Origin of the sequence: Mammaliicoccus sp. O-M54, assembly GCF_022386035.1 — a bacterium.
Lineage (GTDB): Bacteria > Bacillota > Bacilli > Staphylococcales > Staphylococcaceae > Mammaliicoccus > Mammaliicoccus sciuri_A.
Genome location: NZ_JAJNJE010000005.1, coordinates 138,900 through 158,234, shown reverse-complemented (window position 1 = coordinate 158,234; position 19,335 = coordinate 138,900). Strand labels below are relative to the sequence as shown.

18 protein-coding genes are annotated in these 19,335 nt (G+C 32.8%); 11 read left to right on the top strand and 7 right to left on the bottom strand.

The features are described 5' to 3' along the window. Positions 1 to 19 precede the first annotated feature (19 nt). The 11 genes from LQ673_RS10165 to LQ673_RS10115 all read left to right on the top strand — a co-directional run bounded on the left by LQ673_RS10165 (position 20) and on the right by LQ673_RS10115 (position 10,140). Entirely contained in the window at positions 20 to 1,318 is a 1,299-nt protein-coding gene (locus LQ673_RS10165; RefSeq protein ID WP_037590571.1) for an HD domain-containing protein, read from the top strand. A gap of 68 nt (positions 1,319 to 1,386) precedes the next feature. Further along, the gene (locus tag LQ673_RS10160) at positions 1,387 to 1,899 is read left to right on the top strand and encodes a YwhD family protein (RefSeq protein ID WP_191836148.1); all 513 of its coding nucleotides are present in this window, start codon (positions 1,387 to 1,389) and stop codon (positions 1,897 to 1,899) included. A gap of 205 nt (positions 1,900 to 2,104) precedes the next feature. After that, entirely contained in the window at positions 2,105 to 2,521 is a 417-nt protein-coding gene (locus tag LQ673_RS10155; RefSeq protein WP_025904915.1) for a YwiB family protein, read from the top strand. After that, positions 2,518 to 4,176: an arginine--tRNA ligase gene (gene argS, locus LQ673_RS10150; protein WP_239705439.1), complete on the top strand. Its 1,659-nt coding sequence runs from the start codon at positions 2,518 to 2,520 to the stop codon at positions 4,174 to 4,176. Before LQ673_RS10155 ends, argS begins: the two co-directional genes overlap by 4 nt. Positions 4,177 to 4,271: 95 nt before the next feature. Continuing rightward, on the top strand, positions 4,272 to 5,162 hold the full coding sequence (locus LQ673_RS10145) for an ABC transporter substrate-binding protein (protein WP_037590567.1): 891 nt from the start codon (positions 4,272 to 4,274) through the stop codon (positions 5,160 to 5,162). Then, on the top strand, positions 5,155 to 6,135 hold the full coding sequence (locus LQ673_RS10140) for a FecCD family ABC transporter permease (protein WP_191836147.1): 981 nt from the start codon (positions 5,155 to 5,157) through the stop codon (positions 6,133 to 6,135). Before LQ673_RS10145 ends, LQ673_RS10140 begins: the two co-directional genes overlap by 8 nt. Before the next feature lie 86 nt (positions 6,136 to 6,221). Then, a complete protein-coding gene (locus tag LQ673_RS10135) occupies positions 6,222 to 6,986 on the top strand; it encodes an HAD family hydrolase (protein ID WP_224658952.1) in 765 nt (254 codons plus the stop codon). Continuing rightward, positions 6,983 to 7,762 (top strand): alpha/beta fold hydrolase, encoded by a 780-nt coding sequence (locus tag LQ673_RS10130; protein ID WP_051575479.1) that lies wholly within the window; start codon positions 6,983 to 6,985, stop codon positions 7,760 to 7,762. The genes LQ673_RS10135 and LQ673_RS10130 overlap by 4 nt, the downstream gene beginning before the upstream one ends. 124 nt (positions 7,763 to 7,886) lie before the next feature. Further along, the gene (locus LQ673_RS10125) at positions 7,887 to 8,414 is read left to right on the top strand and encodes an SA0570 family protein (RefSeq protein ID WP_037590564.1); all 528 of its coding nucleotides are present in this window, start codon (positions 7,887 to 7,889) and stop codon (positions 8,412 to 8,414) included. 94 nt (positions 8,415 to 8,508) lie between these two features. Further along, a complete protein-coding gene (locus LQ673_RS10120; RefSeq protein ID WP_191836146.1) occupies positions 8,509 to 9,225 on the top strand; it encodes a hypothetical protein in 717 nt (238 codons plus the stop codon). A 132-nt stretch (positions 9,226 to 9,357) separates the two neighbouring features. Next, a complete protein-coding gene (locus LQ673_RS10115) occupies positions 9,358 to 10,140 on the top strand; it encodes an alpha/beta fold hydrolase (RefSeq protein WP_191836145.1) in 783 nt (260 codons plus the stop codon). An 877-nt stretch (positions 10,141 to 11,017) separates the two neighbouring features. Here LQ673_RS10115 and sarA read toward each other — a convergent pair. From sarA to LQ673_RS10080, 7 genes are all read right to left on the bottom strand, one after another. Then, on the bottom strand, positions 11,018 to 11,386 hold the full coding sequence (gene sarA / locus LQ673_RS10110; RefSeq protein WP_025905497.1) for a global transcriptional regulator SarA: 369 nt from the start codon (positions 11,384 to 11,386) through the stop codon (positions 11,018 to 11,020). Between the two features lie 381 nt (positions 11,387 to 11,767). Further along, positions 11,768 to 12,886 carry a mannitol-1-phosphate 5-dehydrogenase gene (locus tag LQ673_RS10105; RefSeq protein WP_191836144.1) on the bottom strand — a complete coding sequence of 373 codons (1,119 nt, stop codon included), beginning with the start codon at positions 12,884 to 12,886 and terminating at the stop codon, positions 11,768 to 11,770. Beyond that, positions 12,886 to 13,320 (bottom strand): PTS mannitol transporter subunit IIA, encoded by a 435-nt coding sequence (locus tag LQ673_RS10100; protein ID WP_025905499.1) that lies wholly within the window; start codon positions 13,318 to 13,320, stop codon positions 12,886 to 12,888. The genes LQ673_RS10105 and LQ673_RS10100 overlap by 1 nt, the downstream gene beginning before the upstream one ends. A gap of 6 nt (positions 13,321 to 13,326) precedes the next feature. Further along, on the bottom strand, positions 13,327 to 15,369 hold the full coding sequence (locus LQ673_RS10095; protein WP_025905500.1) for a BglG family transcription antiterminator: 2,043 nt from the start codon (positions 15,367 to 15,369) through the stop codon (positions 13,327 to 13,329). Positions 15,370 to 15,394: 25 nt separating this feature from the next. Further along, complete coding sequence (locus tag LQ673_RS10090) at positions 15,395 to 16,906, bottom strand: PTS mannitol transporter subunit IIBC (RefSeq protein WP_037590058.1); 1,512 nt, start codon at positions 16,904 to 16,906, stop codon at positions 15,395 to 15,397. Positions 16,907 to 17,557: 651 nt separating this feature from the next. Then, a complete protein-coding gene (locus LQ673_RS10085; protein ID WP_159316134.1) occupies positions 17,558 to 18,133 on the bottom strand; it encodes a GNAT family N-acetyltransferase in 576 nt (191 codons plus the stop codon). A gap of 75 nt (positions 18,134 to 18,208) precedes the next feature. After that, positions 18,209 to 19,198, bottom strand: a complete 990-nt coding sequence (locus LQ673_RS10080; protein WP_191836142.1) for a siderophore ABC transporter substrate-binding protein — start codon at positions 19,196 to 19,198, stop codon at positions 18,209 to 18,211. Between the last annotated feature and the right edge of the window lie 137 nt (positions 19,199 to 19,335).

The following is a 19,335-nucleotide window of genomic DNA, read 5'->3' as shown; positions in this document are numbered from 1 at the left end:
ATGAAATGGAGGGAACAAAGTGACACAGGAAGCTTATGGAACAAAAAAATTACCTGAAGAGAAAGTTTTTAAAGACCCTGTTCATCGTTATATACACGTAAGAGACCAATTAATTTGGGATCTTATCAAAACGAAAGAATTTCAACGCTTAAGAAGAATTAAACAACTTGGAACACTCTATTTGTCTTTCCATACAGCTGAGCATAGTCGCTTTGGACATTCTCTAGGTGTATATGAAATTGTACGACGTATGATAGACGAAGTATTTGAAGGACGTGCACATTGGGATAATAAGGATAGACCACTCGCATTATGTGCAGCACTTTTACATGATTTAGGGCACGGTCCATTTTCACATTGTTTTGAAAAAATCTTCCTAACGGATCATGAAAAATTTACACAGCTGATCATTAAAGGTGATACAGAAGTTAATGAAGTGTTGAGTAGAGTGTCGCCTGATTTTCCAGCTGAAGTAGCAGACGTGATTAATAAGACACATGAAAATAAATTAGTCATATCAATGATTTCATCTCAAATAGATGCAGATCGCATGGATTATTTACAGCGTGATGCATATTTTACAGGTGTGAGTTATGGTCAATTTGATATGGAACGTGTGCTGAGATTGATGCGTCCGTCTAAAGATGAAGTGTTGATTAAAGAAAGTGGTATGCATGCAGTTGAAAACTTCTTAATGAGTCGTTATCAAATGTATTGGCAAATTTATTTTCACCCGGTGAGTCGAGGTGGAGAAGTGTTGCTTAATCGCTGCTTTAAGCGTGCGAAAGTACTTTATGATCAAGGGTATTCATTTAAAGAACAACCCAAATATTTAATTCCATTTTTTGAAGAAGACGTTTCAATCGCTGATTATATTCGTCTTGATGAAGCGGTCGTGATGTATTATTTAGAAGAGTGGACTGAAGAAGATGATCCAATCTTAAGTGATTTAAGTAAAAGATTTGTTAATCGTGATTTATTTAAATACTTACCATTTGATGGATCTATTATTACGATTGGTGAACTGACAGATCTATTTGAAAAAGGTGGCATTGACCCAGAATATTATTTCGTTTGTGACTCGTTCTCAGACTTACCGTATGATTATGATCGACCAGGATCAAATAGACAGCCGATACATCTATTACAGAAGACAGGTCGTATTAAAGAGATTAGTAGCCAGTCAGTCATCATCCATAGTATTACAGGGATTAAACGTTTAGACTATAAACTGTATTATCCTAAAGAATTAATTATAGAAATGGAAGACGAAACGATTAAAGGCGATATTATCAATATATTAAATGAACTCGTGTAGATTACAAACTTGAATGTCAGTCTGATACTCTAGTATGATGTAATCATGAATTAAATGAGGTGAAACAAGTGGCTGAAAAGAAAGGATTTCAATTTAATATCATTAAAAATGATCCATTAGATGGGCATAAAGGTACAAATATAGGCTCTATAAGTTTAGACAACGTTGCGCCAGTATTTGTCGATGTATCAGAACAAACTGCATTTATCGATATTGGTGCCATGCATGCTAGAGCTGAAGTAGAAAAGCGTGTGAAATGGGTTAAAGATATAGAAGAAGTCAAAGGTGAAGAAGCAAAAGAATATTGGCTTTGCTGGGTTACAACTGAACGTGGCGAACAAGGTCCATATTATGCAGGGCTAACAGGTTGCTATTTAATGGTCAATAAACCTAAAAAGCGTGGATATAAAAGTATGCCAGAACATGTGAATATGATGGATAAATCTATGAAACATCAAGTGAAGATTGACCAAATTGGTGACGAAAATAGAGCAATTCTTAAAAAATTCCTTCAAGAACATAATTCTGAAATGTGGCATAACAGCAGTGATGAACTAAAATCATCTTTAGAGATAAATTAAATATGTCTATTTTGTGACTTAATTGTGAATTATCACAATTCAACTAAATAGCTATTGTCTTTTCACAATATCATAAGTAAAATAGTTGATAGCTACTATAGCTAGGACACTAAAAAAAGCAGGCGCTTTTCGCCCTGCTTTTTTTAATTTTAATTGTCAAATATGCTATAATGATATACGTTCTTAAACGGTGAGGTGGCCAATTATGAAAGAAAATATTAATATAAATATTAAACAAGTCGTGAAACAAAATGGCGAGAAAGAAACATTTCAAACAAAAACATCAGGTACATTTCATAGAAGAAATAGCGATATAATTAGATATGAAGAAACGATTGATGAACAAATCGTAAAAAATATGCTTAAAATAGAAGATGATGGCGTGAAAATCCACCGTACTGGCGCGGTCAAAACAGTCTTTCACTTTGTTGAAGGACAAGAAACGATTAGTTATTATGATACTGATGCAGGACGCATGACAATGCACGTTAATACATTATCAATCAAACATTTTATAGACGATCAACAAGGTAAACTCAGGATACATTATCAGCTAAGTGATCAAACTGGGTTACTTGGAACATACCAATTTCAAATTAATTATAAGGAGATAAATGAATGAACATTATTAACCAAGTTAAAGAAACGTTAATTGAAGAAATTAAAGCAAGTATCATTAAATCTGAACTTGTAGAAACAGTTCCAGAAATTAAAATCGAAACACCTAAAGACCCTGCAAATGGAGATTACTCTTCAAATATTGCGATGGTATTAACAAAATTAGCGCGTAAAAATCCTCGTGAAATTGCGAATCAAATCGTAGAAAATTTAGACACAAATAAAGCGAATGTTAAAAAAGTAGATATTGCAGGTCCTGGATTTATTAATTTCTACTTAGATCAACAATATTTAACTGAAATTATTAAGACAGCTTTAACAAAAGGCGAAACATTTGGTCAAACAGAAGAACGTAAAAATGAAAGCATCATCGTTGAGTATGTATCTGCAAACCCAACAGGAGATTTGCATATTGGACATGCACGTAATGCAGCAGTAGGTGATACGTTATCAAACGTGTTAAGTGCAGCTGGTTATGATGTAACACGTGAATATTATATTAACGATGCAGGTAAACAAATTGAAAATTTAGCGCACTCTATTGAAGCGCGTTATAACCAAGCGTTAGGTTTAGATGCTGAATTACCTGAAGATGGTTATTATGGTAAAGATATTATCGCAATCAGTAAAGACTTAGCTGAAAAACATCCTGAAATTAAAGATGAAGCGGAAGAAGAACGTATTAAGACATTCCGTAAACTTGGTTTAGATTATGAAATGAAAAAATTAAAACAAGACTTAGCAGATTTTAATATTCATTTTGATAATTGGTTCAGTGAAACATCATTATATGAAACAAACAAAATTTCAGCTGTTTTAGATAAAATGACAGAATTAGGCTATACTTATGAACAAGATGGCGCAACATGGTTAAAAACAACAGAATTTGGTGACGATAAAGACCGTGTGTTAATTAAACAAGACGGTACGTATACGTATTTCTTACCAGATATCGCTTATCATTACGATAAAGTAGAACGTGGTTTTGACAAGTTAATTAATTTATTTGGTGCTGATCACCACGGTTATATTAATCGTTTAAAAGCATCTCTTGAAACATTTGGCGTAGATTCAAAACGTCTTGAAATACAAATTATGCAAATGGTACGATTATTACAAGACGGCGTTGAAGTGAAAATGAGTAAACGTACAGGTAATGCTATTACGTTACGTGACATTATGGATGAAGTGGGCATTGATGCTGCTCGTTACTTCTTAACGATGCGTAGTCCTGATACACACTTTGACTTTGATATGGAATTAGCTAAGAAAGAATCACAAGATAACCCAGTGTATTATGCACAATATGCACATGCGCGTATATCATCTATTATTCGCCAAGCAGAAGAAAAAGGTATCACGATTGATCAAAATGTTGATTTATCTTTAATTACACATGAAAAAGCATTTGATTTATTGAAGAAAATTGCTGAATTTGAACCAACAATTGTTTCTGCTGCAGAATCACGCAGTCCACATCGTATTACGAATTATATTCAAGATTTGGCTGCACAGTTCCATAAGTTCTATAATGCAGAGAAAGTATTAACAGATGATGCAGAGAAGACTAAAGCGCATTTAGCTTTAATTGAAGCGGCGCGTATTACACTTCGCAATGCGTTAGCATTAGTAGGTGTGTCAGCTCCAGAATCTATGTAATTTAATCATTATTTTAATTGAGGTGCAGCTCAATCTTATTTGAGTTGCGCCTTTTTATGTACCATTTTTTAATTAAATATATGGAGGGATTAAGTATGAAAATAAACAAAATATTTTATTTAATCTTTGCTGCTATGATCATCGTGACAGGTTGCCAAAGCGGAGATAATACGGATAACAAGAAAGAAACGAAACAAGAAACAACTGATAAGAAAGAATATAAGCGTATTGTATCGCTTATTCCAAGTAATACAGAAATATTATACGCGTTAGGACTTGGAGATAAAGTCGTTGGGGTATCAACTGTTGATGATTATCCTAAAGATGTGAAAGATAAAAAACAATTCGATGCCTTTAAACTTGATACAGAAGCGTTATTAAAAGCAAAACCTGATTTAATTTTGGCGCATGAGTCGAACAAATCTACACAAGAAAAAGATTTAAAAAAATTAAGTGATGCAGGCGTGAAAGTCGTCTACATAGATGATGCAAATTCAATTAATGAAATGTATGATACATTCAAACAAGTTGGAAAAGTAACAGGTAAAGAAAAAGAAGCGGATAAATTAGTAAGTAAAGTGAAGAAAGAAATAGAAGATGTTGTAAAAGATGTTCCTAAAGACCAACAAGGTAAAAAAGTATTTATGGAAATTTCTTCTCAACCTGACATTTACACTTCAGGATCAAATACGTTTTATGATGATATGTTAACTTCTATCAAAGCTAAGAACCTTTATCATGATCAAGAAGGATGGATTAAAACGGATAAAGAAAGTATTCTTAAAAGAAATCCTGATGTAATGATTACAACAAGTGGACAGTCTGAAGCGGAATATCAAAAATTAAATAACAATAGAGATGGCTTTGACCAAGTTAATGCTGTTAAAGAGAAACACGTTCATGCACTCAATGCAGATATGATTTCTAGACCAGGACCAAGATTAGCGAAAGGTCTAAAAGAACTTTCTGAAAAAGTTTATGACTAATAATCATAACGTTTATCGCCATGTTGTGATATGGTTTCTCGTTCTATTGTTTGCAATTGGCATTTCTTTATTCGTAGGATCTACGGGTATAACATGGAAATTTGATAATCAACTAGAATGGACGATTTTTTACAAGTTAAGAGTACCGCGGACACTGTTAGCATTAATTGCTGGTATGGGGCTAGTCATGAGTGGTCAAATCTATCAAACGATATTGAATAATCCACTTGCGGATAGTTTTACGTTAGGATTAGCAAGCGGGGCAACATTCGGAAGTGCACTTGCCGTATTTATCGGCGTATCCATTTGGTTTGTGCCACTATTTTCTATATTCTTCAGCTTGTTAACGCTTATCGTAGTTGTACTGATTACAGAAACGATGGTTAAAACATTTCATGTAGCAACAATGATACTTTCAGGTATTTTTATTGGTGCGTTCTTTAGTTCGGCACTCTATATCCTTTTATTGCTTAAGCCGGATAAAGTTAATAGCATGGTGTCATATATGTTTGGTAGTGTTTCATCTGCCGAAAAAATAACTGTAGAAATCACTGGGATTGTTACTTTAATCTGTATCTTAATCTTGTTTATGATGAGTCATTATATTAAAATGATTCAATTAGGTGAAGATAAAGCAACTACACTGGGTGTGAATGTTCGATTGATATCATGGACATGTTTGCTATTAGCTGCTATAATGACAGCCGTTATTATTAGTTTTACGGGTATTATTGGATTTATTGGTATGATTGTACCTCAAGTTGTTAGAAGGGTGTACAAGGTACCTATTAACGTTCAAATGATATTGAATTTATTAATCGGCGGCGCACTTTTATTAATTGCAGATACTGTTGGCAGAATTATCATAAGTCCGATTCAAATTCCGGTTGGCATTATACTCTCAATTATTGCCATACCGATTATGATGTATTTAATGATTACAGAACAGCGAAAAAAAGAAAGAACTTACTGAATATTTAATGTATCTATCAGTATTAAATCACAATCAATAGCATACGGACACCAATCCTTTAAACTTTATGATAGAGGGTTGGTGTTTTGTATGTAAAAATTGTATTGCTTTCTTTATGGAATAGTTTAAAATGTTTCTATGAAAGGGATGATGACATGTGTTCGTGTGATATTCAAGCGATTATTTTTGACTTAGAAGATACGCTTGTAGATCGTGAGAAATCGCGAATGAAGTTTTTGGAAGAACAGTTTGAGAGGTTTCATGAGTTAATGGTAACAGTCCAAAGACGTGATTTTGAAAAGGTATATTTAACGTTAAATCCCTATGGTATAGAAGATGTTGAATGGGTATATCAAGAACTCGTAAAGAGATTAAATATAGAAAGGATATCGTGGAAGACATTTTATAACGACTATAAAATGCATCACTACAGATACCATTTTCCTTTCTATGATACATTGGTAGCATTGGATAAACTACGCAGCATGGGTTATAAATTAGGTGTTGTAGCGAATGGTAAGAGTGAAGAAATTACACACGTTATGAATGCAATCGGTATTTATCCATATATTCATTATGTTTCAACTTCTGATGAGGTGGGCGCTATGAAGCCAGACCCAATCATATTTGAAGATATATTGAAACATCTTGGCATAACGGCACATCATGCATTATATGTTGGAGATTGTCCTTTAAATGACATCGCAGCAGCACATGCTATGGGCATGAAGACTGCATGGATGGCTAATTCAGTCATTGGCACACCAGAGGAGCATGAATTAGATTATACAATCGAAAGTTTAAGTGATCTCATAGATGTTTGTAAACTAATCGAAAGAGGTGAAGCATGATGAACTTATTTTTAACGAAAGAAAATGTTGCCATACACTATAATACAAAAGGAAGCGGCTATCCAATTATCTTGTTACATGGTGTTTTTCAAGACATGGATGTCTTTGAACCACTGATTAAAAAATTAAGTAAAAATTATCAAGTTATATCTATTGATTTAAGAGGTCATGGTTTAAGTGATACACCACATGATAGTAGAGTAGATGACTATATTTCAGATATTCAACAACTATTAAATGCATTATTCATTAATTCAGCATATGTAATTGGCCTAGAACTTGGCGCAACAATTGCAACAGGTCTCACATATAAGAATCCTGATTTGATCAATGGCATGGTGTTAATTAATCCTACAGACGATCATTCAACGTTCCCAGATAACCGTATTTATGATAGACATGCTGATGAAATTAGAACGATGTCTGATGAGGACAAGGAAAAATATTTATTAAGATTCAGATATAAAAATATTAAACAAGCTAAAAAGTTTGTAAAATCACATATTCCGTCGAATGACCTTCAAACGATGGAAGAAGAAATTGCTGTTAAGCGCTCTTTTAAAGACTTTGATATTATATCGTTACTTCCAGATATTGAAACTCGTACGCTCGTCATTTCTGGACAATACGATGGCAAAATATTATATAGCGAAGGTAAAAGAATAAGTGAACTGTTGCCGAATGCTGAATTTAAACTGTTTGAAGGTTCAGGCGAATTACCTTTTATTGAAGAAAAAGAGAAATTCATTAAAGTATTGGAAGAATTTTTAAGTTAATCAAGCGATATTTCACGGTTTTGTTACATGATTGTAATAAAAGTGGTCATTTTGTAATCTTTATGTTATAATTAACGCAGTTCAATGCATAGCATATAAGACACAGACTGAAGGAGAACCTCATATGAAAAAATGTCTCTTAATAATTGCAATGGTACTTATGGTTCTGCCATTTTCAACTTTTGCTGAGGCAAATGCTGCAACTAAAAATCAATTAAATATTAACGAAAATAATGTGCAGACCTATAAAGACGGTACAGTAACAATCGAAGGTATTAAAATTGGTGATAAGATTTCTAAAATTAAATCAAAGTATCCAAATTTAATGTTCTCATATTCTGATGATAGTAATGATAGAGAAAATTATTACGAATTTGATACTAAAAATGGACATATGATTATTACTGCCAAAGTTAAAGGTAATAAAGAAACAGTTAAACGCGTTACAATGATTTATGACAAATTAACAAATGTGAAATTAGATTCGCTTGTCTCAATTCTTGGTGACAATACGACTAAACGTGTACAAAATAATAAGTATACGGGCGGTTATGCATACGTGAATAATGGACAAGCACACTTCCAGCTTTCAAAAGCAACACCTGATAGTAAACAATTTAAAGTATATCGTGTTGATATAGGTAAATACTAAATCAATAGCGAATTTAATCCCCTGTTATGTTATATACATATTGCATAATAGGGGATTAATTTATACAATATTATAATGAAGGTGGTGTATTTATTTGCGTCCGAACAATAATGTATTGCTGGAAAATGTAAATGATTATTTACAGCATGTCGGTGTATTACCTAAACAAATTGATAAAGTGCAACATTCATTAAAGAAGGATATGAAAAAGTCAGATGAGAAAGATATAGATTATGCAGAATATCGACACAAATCTCACGCTGAAATACTTCAAATCATAGAGAGAAATATTGTGGTTGTTAATTATAATCCAATCATTTTTTATACACTACACTTCTTATTATTAGCATATTTATTTGATAAAAAGCTCATTCCGTTTAATGCCGTAACGGGATTGTATATATTTTATTTTGTAATTATATTGTCTATTTCACTCGTTATATATTTAATTATAAAAAAACATAGTTATCTCTATCCTAATCAGAAATTGATGATGACCAATATTTTCTTATTTAGTATAGGAATTGTTCTATGTATGCTTAAAATATTTAATGTTACGTTAGGAATGTATGTATTACCGTTACAAGTCTTTCAAGCCATATTTGGCATCGGGATTATTCTCGTCATACTCGCAATATTTATGAAAAAGCTCGAAGTCGCTGCAATGGGATTAGCAGTTATTCAAAAAACAATCGCAGCTATAACGATGAATGAAACAGTAATTATGATTGTTACATTTGCAAGTTGGTCTATTATCCTCGTGATTATCCTTTATTTTGTAATGATGTATTCTACAAGAAAATATGTATAACATAAATGCAGAAAATGATGTATTGGCTACAATCATTTTTTGCATTTATTTTTATGGCATTAACTTAATATTATAAGTGTGAAAAATTGTTAAATGGGTATATTATTACTGTAAAGTAGGGAGGTACTCATTATGGGAGAATTATTAACAAGGGATGGGACTCATATAGTGTATGAAAAACACGGTAAAGGGAAACCATTAATTATGTTACATGCATTAAATATGAATTTAGCGACATTTAATTCAACAGTACAGCTTCTGAAAGATCAATTTACAATATATACAATGGATTCTAGGGGACATGGTAAATCAGATAAACAACAAGAAATTTCCATCCAAAATCATATAGATGATATTGTAGATTTAATGGATGCTGAAAACATAGAATCAGCTTATATATTAGGACATGATATGGGTGGCGTCATTGCACAAGAATTTACAAACCAACATTCAGATAAAGTAGAAAAGTTAGTACTCGTATCTTCAATTTCCAATCAAGGGAAACAACCACTTATTAAATTAATAGCTAAACATAGAGATAAAGTCGCAGGATTTAGTAAAGAAGAAGCAATGTTAATATTGTTCAATGAAATATTTCATGATGTTAAATCGACTTTTAAATGGTATCAAGAAGTGAAAAAATATTATCGAATGACACCAGAAGAAGATGCAATTTCTGTTAGATCTATAAATGGTATAAATATCAAAATAGATCATATAGATATACCAACACTTATCGTGAAAGGTAAACATGATCCTTTTGATATTGATAATGATTCGGAAAATATTAAGAACGCTCAAACAGAAATATTTGAACATTCAGGGCACGCACCATTTATTGAAGAAAGTGAAAAATTCAAACAAGTCGTATCATCTTTTTTAAACCAACCTGTAAGAGATAAACAAGTCATATAATAAAGCGAGCTAGGACATTTGATGATGTCTTAGCTTTTTATTGGTAAGGTGAGGAAGGTGGGGTGTGAAGTGGGTGTGAAGTGGTTTTGAGTAGGATGAGCGGTTGAGAAGTGATGTGCACCCAAATATTTGACCTAAACAAATCAAAATATTGGGGTGCACATCAAAGTCGTGGCTTAAGTCCTAAGTAAAGCCAAGAGATCATCCAAGTCCTGGCTTAAGTGTCTAATAAAGCCAAGAGATAGTCCAAGTCGTGGCTTAAGTCCTAAGTAAAGCCAAGAGATAGTCCAAGTCATGGCTTAAGTACTGAATAAAGCCGAGAGATCATCCAAGTCATGGCTTAAGTCCAGAGTAAAGCCAAGAGATGAGGCAAGTCATGGCTTAAGTGTCTAATAAAGCCAAGAGATTGTCTAAGTCGTGGCTTAAGTAGTGAATAAAGCCAAGAGATTGACTAAGTCGTGGCTTAAGTAGTGAATAAAGCCAAGAGATAGCCCAAGTCATGGCTTAAGTACTGAATAAAGCCAAGAGATGAGGCAAGTCGTGGCTTAAGTCCAGAGTAAAGCCAAGAGATGAGGCAAGTCATGGCTTAAGTCCAGAGTAAAGCCAAGAGATGAGGCAAGTCATGGCTTAAGTGTCTAATAAAGCCAAGAGATTGACTAAGTCGTGGCTTAAGTCCAAAGTAAAGCCAAGAGATTGACTAAGTCGTGGCTTAAGTAGTGAATAAAGCCAAGAGATCATCCAAGTCGTGGCTTAAGTGTTGAATAAAGCCAAGAGATTGTCTAAGTCATGGCTTAAGTCCTAAATAAAGCCAAGATCACCCATACCCCTCACCACACAAAAAAGCGGAGACATCATAGAATGTCTCCGCTTCGTCATATTATTCGTTAATTTCAGTTTTAGCGATTTCGTTATCGATTTTTTCAAGCACTTCAGAAATTGATTTACGTTGTTTTTTATTAACTAGAATTAAAACTGTACGCTCGTCATATTCATTTCTTCTTTTTGTAAAGTAGTCTTGTTGTGATAAGTTTTTAACTGCTTTTACAATTTGTGGTTGTTTGTAGTTTAACTTGCTAATGATTTTTTTAAGATGATATTCTTCATCGTCTGTTTCATTAATGTAAGTTAATACTGCGAATTCTTCAAAGCTAAGTGAAAAATCCTTTTTAATGATTGATTTTAATTTGTCCACATATGTTACAAGTGCTAATAAATCGGAACAATTTTCTATTTTAGAAATTGCCATTTTGAATCCCCCTAGAAGTGAGTATTTTGCTTCTGTAATTGAAATAATACAGTTTGGTGGTAAAGCCTCGCATTATCAACATGGAAGCGTTTTAAATTTTTAATTCATAAATACAGTTTATCAATTATTTACTTATTTTAGCCTAAAAATAACTGTATGTAAACTAATAAGAGTAGGATTTAATTAAATAATAATATAAATAATATAACTGTCACAAACGAAAGGTAGGTATAATATAATCTCAAAAAATTAAAGTGCATGGTTATTATTAATTCTATCAATAAAATAAATTGAAAATTACGAAATATGCCGATATTAAATGAGAATATTATAAAATTAACCATATAAAGAAGTCGTATTTAACATACGACTTCTTAAAAATTATTTATTGATTGAAGTATATTGAATGATTACTTCTTCGATAATGTCAGATTCTAATTCTGCATATTTACTTAAGAATTCCGCAACGCTATGTTCCTTGATATAGTCGTTTTTCTCTACTGTTTCTTTATCGTTTTCATCTTGATATTCTAATAAATAGCAAAGTGCTTTAACGAGTTCAGAATGTTTTTTATTCGTTTTAGATAAAGCTACTAGCGGTTTAACGATACGATCGTTTGGTCCAACTTTACGTAATACGCCACGACCAACTCTTGTTACATCATCAGATAAATATGGGTTTTGGAAACGACCAATTATTTTATCAACATAGTAAGATTGATCTTCTTTTGTAAACTCAGCGAAGTTAGAAACAAGATATTCACTTGTTTCTTTTAATACTTCACGTAAACCTGCATTAATTTCTTCATCTTGAATCGCTTCAAGAATTGTGTTGTAACCTTTGTATTGACCAAAGTATGCTAAATAAGCATGACCTGTATTAACTGTTAATAATTTTCTTTCGATATAAGGTGTTAAATCATCAACATAGTGTACATCTTGTAATTGTGTACCTTGCCATTTTGAAGCTTCTACAACCCATTCAAAGAAAGGTTCAACTAATACGTCTAATGATCCTTCTTTTTGACCTTGAGGTACGATACGGTCAACTGCTGAGTTAGGGAAGCTAATGTCATCTGATAAAGGACCTGTAATATCTAAAATGGCTTTTTTCAGTTGATCTGTTGCCATAATAGCATTTTCACAAGCAACGATATTTAATGGTTTACCAGCTTCACGTTCTTTTAAGAATGATGCAAATGATTTAGCGATAATAGGTAAGATGTTTACACCTACAGCTGTCGTAATGACGTCTGCTTCTAAAATCGCTTCCTTTAATTTGTCTGTTTCAGTAATGCTATTGATACCTTTAACGTCTGAAACAGGTTCTTTAGTATTTTCTTCATTTGCGATAACAACTTGATAAGCTTTTTCTTCATTAATTTGATTAATAATTGTTTCGTTAACATCGACGAATGTTACTTCATAGCCATTATCATTTAATACTTTACCTATGAAGCCACGTCCGATGTTACCAGCACCAAAGTGAATGGCTTTCATTAAAGTTCAACCTCCTCAAAGATTGCAAGGATTTCATCTTTAGATTGTGCATTGATAACACGTTCAACATTTTCTTCTTCACTAAATACAATAGCGATTTGAGAAAGAATATCTAAATGCTCGCCATCTTTACCAGCGATACCAACAACTACTTTAGCTTCATTGCCGTCCCAATCTACGCCATCAGGAATGTGAAGTAATACAAGACCTGATTTTAATACTTCAGTTTTAGCTTCATCTGTACCGTGTGGGATAGCTAAGAAGTTACCCATATATGTTGTAACGATTTGTTCGCGTTCTTTCATTGCAGTAATATATTTGTCAGTTACAGCACCTTCTTCAACTAATGCTTGGCCAGCTTTTTCGATAGCTTCCTCTTGAGAATTTACTGAAAGATTCATAAAAATGTTTTCTGGATTAAATAATTTTGTCATGTTAATTCACTCCGTTTTCGTTAGTTTTTGTTTTAATTTATTTAAGAAAAATGATTTGAGTGTGTTCTCTATCTTTACTCTATCATTTAACAACTGATCAATATCATCCAAATGTTCTGTAATTAAGGATGACACTTCGCTCATAAGTTGTCCTTGTTCCGAATTTCTCGGAATAAACATACATACAAGCCAATTTACTTCTTGTTGTTCATTTTCAATCGTTTTTAGCATTAATGGTTTTGTTAATTCCGTAATAATCAATTGTGGCTTTTTGATTGATTCATCAGAAAGATGGGGAATAGCAACTGGATAACCAGTTAATGCAAAGCCTTGTAAATTCATCCGGCTGTTAAGCTTTTCACTGAACGTATGTGTATTGTCAATCACACGATGCTTCGACAATGTTTGAATGAGATATCGTTCTAACTGTGTTACTTTTTTCTTTTCAACGATCATATTTTGAATCAGTGCCAAACTTTCTTCTATAAAAGTTACAGTGCGATCATAATCTTCATATGATAGTGGTTGTTCTTGATTTTGCGTATTTTGAGGATCATGGACAACAGATTGCTGTAATTTCAAAAAGTATTTCACATTTTCAGCGTCTTGCTTTGGTAATAAAGGATTAACTGTAATGTGTGGGTACTTTGTGTCTACAGCTACAGTTGAAATCATGCCATCATACTTTGAAAAATCAATCGACTTCAAACTACTGACAGAAACTTCGGTAGTTTGCGTGATTTCAGAAAAATGCTGTTTCAAACGATTGGATAGAATACGGCTTGTACCAATTCCACTGCTACATACAACGAGAACATGTAATGAACGTCTTTGTTTTGCTTGTAACATGCCACCAAAGTGAAGTGCGATATAAGCAACTTCGCTTTTTGGAAAATGATAATTCATGAATACAATCTTTAAACCTGATGAAACAGCTTCAAATAACTCTTGATCATAGGTTTCTATCATTTCGGTAAGCGGATTGTAGGTTTCAATGTTTGCCTCAAGTCTATTAATCGCAGGTTCTAAATGTAAATTTAATCCTTTGAATAGGGCATCTTCATCTTTAAATGAAAATCCTTGATCTTTTACAAATTCTATAAGTTCGGTAACGCGTTGCTTATGAATGTCATTGTTTTCATAAGTTGTTTCGTGGCGACGTCTTGCGCCTCTTAAATGCATTGTAATAAAAGCAATTTCAGAATGATTAAATGTTACATCATATATATCGCTTAATACATTGGTAAGTCTCTCTGATACTTTAAATTCATCAGTCGAAATCAATTCATTTAAAATATCATCCTCAATTTCTACATGTCCATCTTGCTTAATACGTTCAATTGCTAAAACGATATGAATCGTTAATGTGAGATAACTTGCTTCAGTTAATGTATAAGGTAATGTACCGAGTTCATCCATTAACAAGCGTTCAACATTAAACAATCTATCTATATCAACAATACCTCGAAGATGTGTTTCGTTTAACGTATGATATACGAAATGATCTTCTACTACAGAGTACACGCTGTCACCATCTAATTTTTCTAACATGATTCTAGCAAGTAACTGTCTTTTGTTGACTTCTTCACCATTCAGAATTAAACCTTCGCCTCGTCTTCGTTCTAATGAAAGTTCAAAGGTGTGTAATTCAGGTTCCAATTGTTCAATGATTTTGTTAAGTGTATGCGTAGATGAACCAATTTCATTCGCAAGACTATATAATTTCACTGGATCTTTAGATTGAATAAGGTTGTATAGAATAATAACTTTTCTTTCTTCATCAGATAAATCAATAGTATTTTGTTCAGTCAATGATTGTACAAAATTGTCAATGTCTTCTGGTTCTCCTTCAATACGTAATCCTAATTTAGGAACTCTTGTCAGAGATAAGTGATATTTATTCAGTGTATCTTCAACGCTTTTCATCTCTCTATGAACAGTTCGAGAGGAAATACCAAGTGCTTGTGCAATATCATGAATTGTTAAAAAAGAGTGAAGACGCTCAGATAGTAATTTGAGAATACTCTTTTCCCGGTTACTGATCATCATCGTTCTTCACTCCTTTGTATAAAAATTATTTTTTCAGTTCGTTAATTAATTCTTCATATCTTGGTGAATTTAAGAAATTATCTACTGAAATATGAATGGCTTTAGGATTTTTCTTAATTGCTCTATCTGTTAATGTTTTTTGCGTAATGACAACATCAGCATCGTCTGGTAATTGGTTAATAGCTGTATTTGTAACTTCAATATCAGTTAACTCAGCTTTTTTGAATTTATTTCTTAACATACCAGCACCCATAGCACTTGAGCCCATACCAGCATCACAAGCAAAAATAACTTTTTTAACATTAGAGAAATCATGTGCATCAATATTTTCTGTGTCATATTGATCTAATAGTTCTTCAGATTCATCTTTTTCTTCTGTTTCTTCAGAAGCTTCACCTTTTTCTTGTTCTTTAGAACCAGTTAAAGCACCGCTAACAGAAGATTTTTTACCTTTACGAGCTTCCATATCAGCAGTAGCTGATTCAATGTCGCCTTCAGGGTCTTTAGTGAATTTTAAGATGATAGATGCAACTACAAATGAAACTAATGTTGCTAAGAAGATACCAAGTAACATAATTAAGTAACTTCCTTTAGGTGTAATAGCGATATAAGCTAAGATTGAACCTGGAGATGCTGGTCCAGTAGTACCGAAGTCAAACATACTAAATGTTGCAACACCAGTCATACCACCTAAAATAACGGCAACTAATAATAAAGGACGCATTAAAACATATGGGAAGTAAATTTCATGAATACCACCTAAGAAGTGGATGATACCAGCACCATATGAAGTTGCTTTTGCAGTACCTTTACCGAATACCATATAAGCTAATAGAATACCAAAACCTGGTCCAGGATTTGATTCTAAAGTATAAAGAATAGATTTACCAGCGTGAGCTACTTGTTCAGATGCAAGAGGTGTTAAGACACCGTGGTTAATTGCATTGTTCAAGAATACTGTTTTAGCTGGTTCAATAATAATACTTACTAATGGTAATAAGTGATGAGAAACTAAGAAGTCAACACCCATACCTAAGACTTTCATAAGTCCTTCAACTAATGGCGCTAATCCTTTGAAACCAACAATCGCCATGATGAAAGCTAGAATACCAGCTGAGAAGTTATTGAATAACATTTCAAAGCCTTGAGGTGTTCTAGGAACTAAGAATTGGTCAACTTTTTTCATTAACCAACCAAGTAATGGACCCATAATCATTGCACCGATTAACATCGGCGTGTCTGGGAATGCCGCGATAACACCCATAGTAGCTGTCGCACCAACGACACCACCACGTAAACCATGAACTAAACGACCACCACTAAATGCAATAAGTAATGGAATTAAATATTTAATCATTGGATCAACCATTGAAGAAAGTTCTTCGTTAGGTAGCCAACCATCTTTGATAAACAGTGCTGTAATTAGCCCCCAAGCAATAAAAGCACCAATGTTTGGCATAATCATACTACTTAAAAATGAACCAAAAGCTTGAACCTTAGGACCAATGCCTTTTTTCTTTTCAGCTTGTTCTGCCATATTGAACACACCTTCCCTTATATAAAAAGTATTTTGTAACTTAATCATACGAAGATGTATGTACATATACAATGATTAGTAAATGCAACTTTGTCACATCCATTTTGACATGCGTGTCATAAACATTTATTTTGGGGTATTCAAATAGCTTATACACACTTGTAATGTAATTATACACTTTTGAAGAGGCGCTTCATACTGTTAAGGAATATAAAATAGGAAATAAAGGTGAAATAGAAGAAGGAGGAGGAAGAAGAGGAGGTTTCTGGACCGATGCGTGGGAATTATCGGTCCAGAAAAGAGAAATATGGACCGATAAAATAAATTACCGGTCCAGAAATGAGAAATATGGACCGATAAAATAATTTACCGGTCCAGAAATGGGAAATATGGACCGATAAAAAAATTTACCGGTCCAGAAATGAGAAATACAGGCCGATAAATAAAAATATCGACCCAAAAACGGGATTATCAGTCCGATAAATAAAAATATCGACCCGAAAATGGGATTTCCAGGCCGATAAAAATAAATATCGACCCGAAAACGAGATTTGCAGGCCGATAAAAATAAATATCGACCCGAAAACAGGATTTGCAGGCCGATAAATAAAAATATAGACCCGAAAACCTTGTTTTCGGGTCGCTCAATGATTAAGATTCTATCAATTTTTCGTTATGTAAGTTAATATAATATACTTCGTTATCTGTCCATTCATCAAATTCATAAATAAAGTTCTTTCTTAATACTTCAAATTCAAATCCTAATTTTTTTATGAGTTTTTTAGAAGGTTCGTTATCCACATTAATATGTGCTTCTATTCGATGTAGTTTTAATGTTTTATAACACTGACTGATGACTTCTTTCATAGCTTCAAATGCATAACCTTGATTCCAAAATTGATTGTGTAAGAAATAGCCGCATTCTCCCCATTGGAAGTCTGATCTGCTTAATACTTTAATATCCAGCATGCCTACATGTTTGCCATTTTCTAAAAATATTCCAAATATAAAAGTATCGTCTTGTTTAATGAGCGCTTGTTGTTTATCAACGAGTTCTTTAAACCAAGTTTCGTCGCATTCTTCCATATTGATTTTCCCTTTGTCGTGTTTATATTGCGAAGGATATCGATTTTCAAAACCTTCAATCCAACCTTTGTGGTCATCATAATTTAAAGGTCGAATCGTCAACCTATTCGTACGGAAAGTTAATTCTTTATCTGTATACATTAAAAATCCCCTTTGTAAAAATATGTGTAATTTATTACATTATATCATTACAAAAGGGCTGTATAAAATATTGAATTAATAAGCTTTCTCTATATCATCTAATTGTTTAATTGTTGAACTAATGCCACCAGAACCGAAGAACCATGTATTGGAATCAAATTTCAGTATATCTTTATTTTTGATTGCACTGACGTTTTTAATAACTGGATTTTTAAGTTCTTGTGGTAATCCTTTTGAATCATCATCTGTTCTATTTATATAGAAGATTTTGTCTGGATTCTTTTCGGCGATATATTCATATGATACTAACTGGCCGCTTGAGTTTGCTGGCATGTCTGGATCAATATGTTTGATACCTAAATCACCACTTAAAAAGCCACCATATCTACCAGTTTTACCGTATGTCTTAATGCCTTTTTGGTCAATATTCGCAAACATAACGGTATCATCATTCACTTTACTTTTAACAGATTTAACTTTTTGATCAAGTTTCTTTATGAGTGCTTCAGTTTCACTTTCTTTGTCGAATATTTTTCCAATATTTTGTGCATTTTCCTTAACAGATTCTATGTAACGATCATCATCAGGACTCACGTAAAGTACTTTTGCGTTAGGCGCGGCTTTTTTAAATTCTTTTAAGTTTTTAGTGTAAGCTTGCCTAAATGATATTAAAATTAAATCCGGATTTTCTTCAGCAATTTTTTCAAAATTTGGTCTGCCGGGATTCCCTAAATTGGTATATTTATCATCTTTAAACTCTGATAAATAACTTGGTAAGAAATCACCATTTGGACCTTTAGGAATAGCTGTTATATGATTTTGTAATTTCAAATCTTTCATAATATCTAGAGCGCCATAATCCATGACAATAACTTTTTTAGGATTCTTAGGTATTGTTACAGTTTCAGTTTTTTTCTTGCCTCTATTATGATCTTTATTCTTTTCTTTATATTCAAAAGTCTTCTTAATTGTGACAGTATCTTTATGACTGACTTCATCTTTACTATTACTACACGCAGATAATAATAAAAGTACACAAACGATGACGGTAATATACTTTTTCATGATTGCCTCCCATTTTCTAATTGATAACATTTCTCAATTATACAAAATTATTTGAGAATAACAAGTGCTAATCTTAAAAATTGGAAATGTTTTAGAGGTTGCATAATTACTTATTCCACACATAGGATAATTTGTAT